Here is a 10,000-nt window from a genome sequence, read left to right on the forward strand (position 1 = left end):
GTAATGGCGAGGCTATCACCTGTCGACGATACCTGAGCGTAGTTCAAGGCGCGGGCGTTCGCCGCGCTCGCCGTGGCGTCCAGCAGCATCTCCAGGCCGAGGCGTTCGGGCCGGCTCACCCAGGCGTCGTAGTAGGTCGCCGAATTGCGGATCGCCGGATTGATCGCCGGCCATTTTTTCAAGGTTTCGGCGCGGCCCCTGAACCTGTGCGTCGGCATCAAACGCCGTGCGGCGGTGAACAGGTCGTACATGGCAAGGCCGGTCTTGATGACCAGCGCACCACGCCGGCTCGGCCGCCGCGTCAGACCCAGGAAACGCACCGCACCGTTGGCAAGGCCGGAGAAAATGTCGAAGATCGGCACCGTCGTCGGCAACGGGGCCACATAGTGCGGGGCATTCCTCAGCAGCCGGTCACGTTCGAGCAGCGATTCGCGCACCAGTTTGAATTCGCCGTTTTCGAGATAACGCAGGCCGCCATGCACCATGCGTGAAAGGGCGGCACTGGCGCCGCTGCAATAATCGCCCTTTTCCGCCAGCACGACATCGACGCCTTGCAGCGCCAGTTCGCGAAAGACGCTGATGCCGTTGATGCCGCCACCGATGACGAGCACGGCGATATCAGGCCGGTCGCGCAGACCGGCTAACGTATGGCTACGGTTCATCGGGGCTGTTGCCTTTTTTCTCAGGCATCCATCGCAGTGAGATGCGCGGCTGCCGCGGCGTCGATTGCCGCAAGCTCGCCTGCCGCAAGCGTGATCTCCCCGGCCCGTGCATTGTCGAGCGCCTGTTCGGGATTGCGCGCGCCGCACAGGGCGAAGGTGATGCCCGGCTGGGCGAGCGTCCAGGCGATGACGATCTGCGCGGTCGACGCCTGGTGGCTCTCGGCGATAGGGGCGATGGCCTCTTTCAGCTTTGCCACCTTCTGCCGGTTGGCCGTGGAAAAGCGCGGGTTGTCCTTGCGCTGGTCGTCGCCGCCGAATGTGCGGCCGGGGTCGACCGTGCCGGTGAGCAGCCCCAGCGCCAGCGACGAATAGCTGAGCGTGGCGATGTCATGGCGGCGAGTGATCGGCAGCAGGCTGCTCTCGATGTCGCGGTCGATCATCGAATAGCGCTCCTGGATCGCATCGAGCTGGCCGGCATCGATATAATGGCCGAGATCCTCGGCGCTGATATTGCTGACGCCGATGGCGCGGATCTTGCCGGCTGCCTTGAGCTTTTCCAATACCGCCATCGTCTCGGCGATCGGCGTCGTCGGGTCCTGCCAATGGGTGATGTAGAGGTCGATATGATCGGTGCCGAGACGCCGCAGGCTCTGCTCGACCTCATAGGCGATGCCGTCGGCGCCGAGATAGCGATGCGCTGGCTTGTCGTCCTGGTCGAAGAAATGCCCGCCCTTGCCCGAATGCCAGTTCAGCCCGCATTTGGTCGCGATCACCACCTTGTCGCGCTTGCCCTTGATGGCGGTGCCGACGATCGCCTCGCTGCGGCCAAGACCGTAGGCCGGCGCTGTGTCGATCAGGCTGAGGCCGGCATCGATCGAGGCTTCGATCGCCCGCACCGACTCCTTTTCGTCGGTGCCGCCCCACATCCATCCGCCAATCGCCCAGGTGCCCAGGCCCACGGCCGACGCCGATATGCCGGACTTGCCGATCTGCCGCTGGATCTGTCGAGAATTCATGCTGCCTCCTGTTCGGCCAGCTCGAGGATCTGGAGCCCCGTGGCCTCGTCCGTGACGATGGTGTCGAGATGATTTCCGCGCATTGCGGCGAGGATCGGCGCGACCTTGCTGGCGCCACTTGCAATGCCGATCGAGCGCGGGATGGTCGCGAACTCGTCAAGCGTCAACGAGACCAGCGAACGGTTGAGCGAGTAGTTGCAAAGCTTGCCCCGGCGATCGATGAGATGGGCGAGCAGCTCGCCTGTTGCCCCGGACTTCTCGATCGCCTGGCGATCGGCATTCGAGGACGGATGCAAATCGTAGTAGCTGGAATCGTCGGTCAGGATGGAGCCGACACCCACCACCGCGACATCGGCCTCGCGCGCCTTGCGAAACACGTCGGCGACGGAGCTGATGCCCATCAGCATCTCGCGCTGCTGCGCGGTGTCCGCAAACAACGGCGCATGGATCTGGTAGGCGCGGCCGCCGAGCTTGTCGGCCATCAGCGAGGCGACGTGGTTGACATCGGTGTAGTGCTTGCCCTGCACCAGCCCGGTGGCGGGAATGATTTCGACGTCGTAGCGGCGCCCCGGCTTGAGACCGGCGACCAGCGCGCTGACGCCCTTGCCGCCGGTGATCGAAATGGTGTCGCCGTCCTTGATGGTGTCGAGCAGCAGCCCAGCCGCCGCCTCGCCGACCCGCTGCAGGGCGGTGTGCGGATTTTCGGAGACCGACGGCACCACCATCGCCCGCTCGATGCCGCCCAGCGCCACCAGCCGCGCTTCCAGGTCGACCAGATGATCGATCGGCGACTTGATCTTGATCTCGACGAGACCGAGCTGGTGACCGCGCTTGATCAGCCGGTTGACGGTCGCGTGCGAGATGCCGAGTTCCCCGGCGATCTCGGCCTGGGTCTTGCCTTCGACATAATGCAGGACAAGCGCCTGGTGCATCTGACGAACAGCGGCGATGTCGTCGCGGGTGTTGGGAGGGGCCATGGTCTTGTTTCGCCGCCTTTGAGGTTCAGGACTTCTTGCGGTGCAGGAAGTGATCGATCGACACCGCTGCCAGCAGGATGCATCCCTTGATCATGTCCTGCCAATAGACCGAGACATCGAGCAGGATAAGCGAGCTCGTCACCACCGACAGCAGAGCCATGCCGAGGATCGCCCCGAAGATGGTGCCCGAGCCGCCATTCAGCGAGGCGCCGCCGATGACGGCCGCGGCGATGATGTTGAGCTCCATGCCGGCGCCGAAGGTCGGCGTCGCCGCGCCGAAGCGCGCCATGTAGATGACGCCGGCCACTCCGGCGAGGGTCGAGCACAGCACCGTGACCCAGAACTTCACCTGATTGGTCCTGATGCCGGAGAACTGCGCGGCCTTCTCGTTGGAGCCGGTGTAGAAAACCTTGCGGAAGGCCGTGGCGCGACGCAGCAGGAAGTCGAAGATCGCCACCACGACGATGAAGATCAGGATGACATAGGGGATGTTGTTGAAACTGCCCTGGCCGATGGCCTTGAAGGCCGGCGGCAAGGTGAACAGCGACAGCGGCGTGCCCTTGGTGACCACCAGGCACATGCCGCGCACGATGACCATGGCGGCCAGCGACGTGATGAAATGATTGAGCCCTATCACGGTCACGAAGAAGCCCATGGCCGCGCCGATCAGCGCGCTGACGCCGATGCCGATCAGGCTTGCCGTCCAGGGATCGAGCCCGGCGAGGAACAGCGCACCCGAGACCACCATCGAGAAACACACGACGGAGCCGACGGAAAGGTCGATGCCGCCAACGATGAGCAGGACGGTCATGCCGACGACGACGATGCCTTCGATGGAGAAGCTCATCAGCATGGCGCGGAAATTGCCCCATGTCAGGAAGTGCGGCGAGGCGAAGCTCATGGCGATGCACAGCGCCAGGATGATGACGATCAGCCCGGCCTCGCGCATCGAGGCGAGGTGAGCGAAGTTGATGCGCCGCCCGGCGGACTTGATCTCGGCGTGCACGAGCGCTTCTCCTGATTCCCTAGGCGACATTCTGGGCCTGCCTTTGAATTGAACTGTCCTGGACGCCCGAGGCGAGCATGATGATGGCTTCTTCACCGAGCTCGCTGGCGGCGAGTTCGCCGGCGATCCTGCCTTCGCGCACCACAAGAACGCGGTCGCACAAGCCAATCAGCTCCGGCAGTTCGGACGAGATGATGATGACGCCGACACCGCTGCCGGCTAGCTGGCGCAGCAGCCGGTGAATCTCGACCTTGGCGCCGACATCGATCCCGCGCGTCGGCTCGTCCATGATGATGACCTTGGGACTGACGGACAGCTGCTTGGCGATGGCAACCTTCTGCTGGTTGCCACCGCTCAGCGTCGACACAGTGGCCTCGATGCCGGCCATGCGCACGCCGAGCCTGCCGGTCAGCTCCCGCGCCTGACGATCCTCGGCCTTGCGGTCGAGCAGGCCGAGGCGCCCGGTGAGCCGGCCGAGGTCGAGCGCCGATATGTTCGCCGCGATCGGCAGATCGAGGAACACGCCGGAGCCTTTGCGATCCTCAGAGAGATAGACCAGCCCCGCCTTGACCGCATCGCCATAACTGCGCAGCCGCAGCTGCTTTCCGTCGAGCGCGACGGTTCCAGAGGTCATTGGCCTGAGGCCGCAGACCGTCTGTGCGATCTCGCTGCGGCCGGCGCCGATCAGGCCGCCTATGCCCAGAATTTCGCCAGCGCGAAGCTGCAGATCGACGTCGGCGAAGCGGCGCCCATCGGAAAGCCCCTCGACCGACAGGAGAAGGCGCCCAGGCTCTTGCGGCGCCAGCTTGTCGGGATAGAGCTGGGTGATTTCGCGGCCCACCATTTTGCGCACGACATCGTCGGGTGAAACGGCGGCTATCGCATCGGTCGCCACGTAGCGGCCGTCGCGGAAGACGGTGACGCGGTCGCAGAGCGAGAAGATCTCGGCCATGCGGTGGCTGATATAGACCACCGAAATGCCACGTTCCCTAAGCCCGCGCACGATCGAGAACAGGCGTTGCGCTTCGCTTTCGGTGAGTGCGGCGGTCGGCTCGTCGAGCATCAGCACCTTGCAGTCGAGCGTCAGCGCCTTGGCGATCTCGACGAGCTGCTGGTTGGAAATGGAGAGGTCGGCGACCCTGGTGTGCACCGGAATGGGCGCGAGCAGGTCCATGACCTTCTGGGCGTCAGCGTAGAGCTTCTGGAAATTCATCAGCGGTGCGCGCCGGCTGTTGATCGCGGCCATGTAGATGTTTTCGGCAACCGTGGCGTCCTGGCACAGCGCGATCTCCTGGTGGACAAGCGCGATGCCGAGACGTTGGGCGGCCGCGGGCGAGTGGATCGAAACACGCTCGCCATCGATCAGGATGTCGCCCTCGTCGGGCTGCAATACACCGGCGATCATGTTCATCAGCGTCGACTTGCCGGCGCCGTTCTCGCCGCACAGCGCATGGATTTCGCCGCGCCGCAGCTCGAACCGCACGTCGTTCAGTGCCTTGACCGGGCCGAACGCCTTGGACAGACCGCGGATTTCAAGAATGGGCGACTGGGTCACGCCATGCTCCTGCGATGCTTGCGGGGGAGGAAGGAGGCCGAAGCCTCCTTCCCGGTTGGTCCGGCCTTGTGGAGGCCGGGGCGGCGATCGAGACTATTCCTCGATGCCCTTGGTGCCGCGACGCTTGAGGTACTTGTCCCAGTAGAAGTCGTCCGCATTGTCCTTGGAGACGATGGAGAAGCCATTGTCGACGAAGGGCACGCTCATCGGGTTGAAACCCGAACGCTTGGCGTCGTTCATCGGATCGATCAGGCCGGGATGCTTGGCCATCCACAACAGCATGAAGCCCATATAGCCCTGCATGCCCTGGTTGGGATTGACCGAGCCGAAGATCTCGCCGGCCTTGATCATGTCGAGGATCTTGGCGTTGACGTCGGCGAGCATGACGCGGATCTTGCCGCCGCCTTCCTTGGCGGCCTGGGCAGCACCGATGGCCGAGTTGGCCTCCGGCATGAACACGGCGCCGAGGTCCGGATGCGCCTGGGCCAGGCTCAAAACCGCCTGATAGGCCTTGGTCGGATCCTGGTTCGAAGCGGCGCGGCCGACGAGCTTCATGTCGGGCCATTTGGCTTCCATGCGGGCAACGAAGGCGTTGACGCGCTTGTCGTGGTTGTCCTGGCCGGGATTCTCCAGCACCGCATATTCGCCCTTGCCATCCATCGCCTTGGCAACGGCGTCGGCGGCATAGGTGCCTTCGGCATTGTTGTCGGAGGTGATGTAGGAGACGCGCTTGGAATTCGGCGAGTCGGCGGCGAAGGTCACCACCGCGGTGCCCTGCTCGATGGCGCGGTTGATCGGCTCGATGAACGGATCGGAGTTCATCGGGTGTACCAGTATGCCGGCCGGCTTCTGCGCCAGTGCCTGGTCGAAGGTGGCGATCTGCTTGTTGACGTCGTATTCCGGCGTACCCGTATAGGCGGTCTCGCAGCCGAACTGCCGGCCGGCCTGCTTGAACATTTCATAGACCGGGAACCAGTATTCGACGCCCGAGACCATCACGTTCATGACGTATTTTTCACCCGGCTCGCATTTGAACGGGTTAGGGGTTTCGGCGCGTACCTGCATCGACCCGAAGCAGGTCGATGCAGCCGCCGCGATTGCGAGCGTGCTCAGAAATTTGCGCAAGTTTCCTCCCTTGGCCGAAGCCATCCTCAATGACCGTTGCAGGCACTCAGTGAGCGCTGCCGTATGGATTTGATGATGCCGACCTTCCTCCGAAAGCCGACGATCGGAACATTACAGCCCGGGCGCGCATTGTCAATATAATTCACATAGTGAAATATATTTCATAGCCTACTTCAAGGGGATTCCTACGCTCCGGTCGACGAGGCTGGGCGCGGCCGCCAAGATGCCGTACGGGCTGGGCAAGGCCTTACCGGCCTTTGGCCGCGAAACCGGAGAGGGTGGTGGAATATCCGCACGGGGGCTCGCATGGTACCCTCCCGCCGGCCGCGTCTTTATCGCCTGAAGCCCCCGATCCTGTCTTTGATAGATCTGTTCCGGGCGCAGCGTGACGCTCTCCATATGTCCGCTTGGCCAGAAAGTCGGCTGCAGCTTCGGCTTCGCTTTCGGGGGCCTGAGCCTGGGCAGATCGATGGCCACCCCAGCCGCATATCAAAACGGCGCGCGGGCATTTGTGGCTGGCGGGCTGTTTTTGATGTTGGTTTTGGGGAGAGGATTTGCGTTTTCTGTCTGGCGGCTTGGCTTGGCTGGTTGCGGGCGCCTGATGACAGGCCGGCAGCACAGCACGGCACAAAACAAAAAGCCCGCACGATGGCGGGCTTTTTTGAATTTGGTTGCGGGGACAGGATTTGAACCTGTGACCTTCAGGTTATGAGCCTGACGAGCTACCGGGCTGCTCCACCCCGCGTCAATTTTTGTGTAAGCCGAGGCCTACAGATAGGTATATGGCTGACCAAATGAAAGGGCCGCTTACGCGGCCCGTGATCCCTTGGCGGGCCATTTCATAAAGAGAAGATTTTTCTCCATCCGATTTGGATGTGAGATCAACGTGCGTTTGGCAGACCTGGCAGCGACCTACTCTCCCGCGTCTTGAGACGAAGTACCATCAGCGCTGGAGCGTTTCACGGCCGAGTTCGGAATGGGATCGGGTGCAGCCGCTCCGCCATAACCACCAGGTCGGCAAAACGCACGTTGTTCGAGAAGCTTTTGAGCGAAGGCGCACAAAGAGACATCGGCAGCGGAGCTGTCGGGTGCCTCTCGGGGCTGTTCGCTGGTCTTTGTGTGCCTTTACGGTTCTTGGTCTGGCGCCTTTCGAAGCGAAGCTTCGCAAGGTCGACCGACCGTCGGCGCTGATGCGCCGCACCCACGTAGCGCCGCCCGCAGGGCGGAACAAGCGTGAGTGAGAACAGACCATCTGACTTTGTCAGATGGGCATAAGGAATGAGAACGATCAAGCCGATCGAACTATTAGTACCGGTAAGCTTCAAGCGTTGCCGCTCTTCCACACCCGGCCTATCAACGTGGTCGTCTTCCACGGTTCTCAGGGAATACTCGTTTTAAGGTGGGTTTCCCGCTTAGATGCCTTCAGCGGTTATCCCGTCCGGATATAGCTACCCTGCTATGCGGCTGGCGCCACAACAGGTCCACCAGAGATCCGTCCATCCCGGTCCTCTCGTACTAGGGACAGATCCTTTCAATATTCCTACACCCACGGCAGATAGGGACCGAACTGTCTCACGACGTTCTGAACCCAACTCACGTACCGCTTTAAATGGCGAACAGCCATACCCTTGGGACCTGCTCCAGCCCCAGGATGCGATGAGTCGACATCGAGGTGCCAAACAACCCCGTCGATATGGACTCTTGGGGGTCATCAGCCTGTTATCCCCGGCGTACCTTTTATCCGTTGAGCGATGGCCCTTCCACGCGGGACCACCGGATCACTATGACCGACTTTCGTCTCTGCTCGACTTGTCAGTCTCGCAGTCAGGCAGGCTTATGCCATTGCACTCAGCGAACGATTTCCGACCGTTCTGAGCCCACCATCGCGCGCCTCCGTTACTCTTTAGGAGGCGACCGCCCCAGTCAAACTACCCACCATACATTGTCCCGGACCCGGATAACGGGCCGCGGTTAGACATCCATAGTAATAAGGGTGGTATTTCAAGGGTGGCTCCACCTGAGCTGGCGCCCAGGCTTCAAAGCCTACCACCTATCCTACACATGCCACTACGAATGCCAATGTAAAGCTATAGTAAAGGTGCACGGGGTCTTTCCGTCTAACCGCAGGAACCCCGCATCTTCACGGGGAATTCAATTTCACTGAGTCTATGCTGGAGACAGCGGGGAAGTCGTTACGCCATTCGTGCAGGTCGGAACTTACCCGACAAGGAATTTCGCTACCTTAGGACCGTTATAGTTACGGCCGCCGTTTACTGGGGCTTCGATTCAGAGCTTGCACCCCTCCTCTTAACCTTCCAGCACCGGGCAGGCGTCAGACCCTATACGTCGTCTTGCGACTTCGCAGAGCCCTGTGTTTTTGATAAACAGTCGCTACCCCCTGGTCTGTGCCACCCTCCTCTACTTGCGTAGAAAAGGGTCACGCTTCTTCCGAAGTTACGCGTGCAATTTGCCGAGTTCCTTCAGCATAGTTCTCTCAAGCGCCTTGGTATACTCTACCAGACCACCAGTGTCGGTTTCGGGTACGGTTTATAAGGAGGAGCTATTTCCTGGAACCACGCAGCAGCCCGTTCAATCCGATAAGATTGGACTACCTCAATGATCCGTCACTACCTCCAAGCCCACGAATATTAACGTGGTTCCCATCGACTACGCGTTTCCGCCTCGTCTTAGGGGCCGGCTAACCCTGCTCAGATTAGCTTTAAGCAGGAACCCTTGGTCTTTCGGCGGGGGAGTCTCTCACTCCCCTTACGTTACTCATGTCAGCATTCGCACTTCTGATACCTCCACCACCCCTCACGGGTATGGCTTCATCAGCTTACAGAACGCTCCGCTACCGCTTGGCCCTTGCGGACCAAACCCTAAGCTTCGGTGTATGGCTTTAGCCCCGTTACATTTTCGGCGCAAAGACCCTTATTTAGACCAGTGAGCTGTTACGCTTTCTTTAAATGATGGCTGCTTCTAAGCCAACATCCTGGTTGTTTTGGGATCCTCACATCCTTTCCCACTTAGCCATAACTTGGGGACCTTAGCTGTAGGTCAGGGTTGTTTCCCTTTTCACGACGGACGTTAGCACCCGCCGTGTGTCTGCCGACTAGTACTCCCAGGTATTCGGAGTTTGGTTAGGTTTGGTAATCCGGTGAGGACCCCTAGCCCATCCAGTGCTCTACCCCCTGGGGTATTCGGTCGACGCTCTACCTAAATAGATTTCGCGGAGAACCAGCTATTTCCGAGTTTGATTGGCCTTTCACCCCTAGCCACAAGTCATCCCGAACTATTGCAACAGTTATGGGTTCGGTCCTCCAGTAAGTGTTACCTTACCTTCAACCTGCTCATGGCTAGATCACTCGGTTTCGGGTCTAATGCGACGAACTGAACGCCCTGTTCAGACTCGCTTTCGCTGCGCCTACACCTAGCGGTTTAAGCTTGCTCGTCACACTAAGTCGCTGACCCATTATACAAAAGGTACGTGGTCACCCAGGACGAACCTTGGGCTTCCACTGTTTGTAGGCAATCGGTTTCAGGTACTCTTTCACTCCCCTTGTCGGGGTGCTTTTCACCTTTCCCTCACGGTACTAGTTCGCTATCGGTCATGCACGAGTACTTAGGCTTGGAGGGTGGTCCCCCCAATTTCAGACAGG

6 protein-coding genes, 1 tRNA gene and 2 rRNA genes (1 of these 9 cut by a window edge) are annotated in these 10,000 nt (G+C 60.8%); all 9 read right to left on the bottom strand.

Annotated elements, in window-relative coordinates; translation table 11 throughout:
- Positions 1-662: FAD-dependent oxidoreductase (locus tag ENZ75_RS04365; RefSeq protein WP_128277917.1), on the bottom strand; the 662-nt coding region annotated here is incomplete at its 3' end.
- 20 nt (positions 663-682) lie between these two features.
- Entirely contained in the window at positions 683-1,678 is a 996-nt protein-coding gene (locus ENZ75_RS04370) for an aldo/keto reductase (protein ID WP_128277918.1), read from the bottom strand.
- Positions 1,675-2,655: a sugar-binding transcriptional regulator gene (locus ENZ75_RS04375; RefSeq protein ID WP_024504451.1), complete on the bottom strand. Its 981-nt coding sequence runs from the start codon at positions 2,653-2,655 to the stop codon at positions 1,675-1,677. Before ENZ75_RS04375 ends, ENZ75_RS04370 begins: the two co-directional genes overlap by 4 nt.
- A gap of 25 nt (positions 2,656-2,680) precedes the next feature.
- Positions 2,681-3,604, bottom strand: coding sequence for an ABC transporter permease (locus ENZ75_RS04380; RefSeq protein ID WP_224674565.1), 924 nt, complete (start codon positions 3,602-3,604; stop codon positions 2,681-2,683).
- A gap of 76 nt (positions 3,605-3,680) precedes the next feature.
- Positions 3,681-5,216: a sugar ABC transporter ATP-binding protein gene (locus ENZ75_RS04385; protein WP_063169062.1), complete on the bottom strand. Its 1,536-nt coding sequence runs from the start codon at positions 5,214-5,216 to the stop codon at positions 3,681-3,683.
- A 93-nt stretch (positions 5,217-5,309) separates the two neighbouring features.
- Positions 5,310-6,341, bottom strand: coding sequence for a substrate-binding domain-containing protein (locus tag ENZ75_RS04390; RefSeq protein WP_127224204.1), 1,032 nt, complete (start codon positions 6,339-6,341; stop codon positions 5,310-5,312).
- A 668-nt stretch (positions 6,342-7,009) separates the two neighbouring features.
- Positions 7,010-7,086, bottom strand: a tRNA-Met gene (locus ENZ75_RS04395).
- 154 nt (positions 7,087-7,240) lie between these two features.
- A 5S ribosomal RNA gene (gene rrf, locus ENZ75_RS04400) occupies positions 7,241-7,355 on the bottom strand.
- A gap of 270 nt (positions 7,356-7,625) precedes the next feature.
- Positions 7,626-10,000: ribosomal RNA gene (locus ENZ75_RS04405) — 23S ribosomal RNA — on the bottom strand (it continues 447 nt past the right edge of the window).

The sequence above is a fragment of the Mesorhizobium sp. M7A.F.Ca.CA.002.04.1.1 genome (assembly GCF_004022805.1).
In the GTDB taxonomy this organism is placed as follows: Bacteria; Pseudomonadota; Alphaproteobacteria; order Rhizobiales; family Rhizobiaceae; genus Mesorhizobium; species Mesorhizobium ciceri.

Coding starts and splice junctions, on each gene's coding strand:
- ENZ75_RS04370 (WP_128277918.1), bottom strand. CDS start 1,678: ATGAATTCTCGACAGATCCAGCGGCAGATCGGCAAGTCCGGCATATCG.
- ENZ75_RS04375 (WP_024504451.1), bottom strand. CDS start 2,655: ATGGCCCCTCCCAACACCCGCGACGACATCGCCGCTGTTCGTCAGATG.
- ENZ75_RS04380 (WP_224674565.1), bottom strand. CDS start 3,604: ATGCGCGAGGCCGGGCTGATCGTCATCATCCTGGCGCTGTGCATCGCC.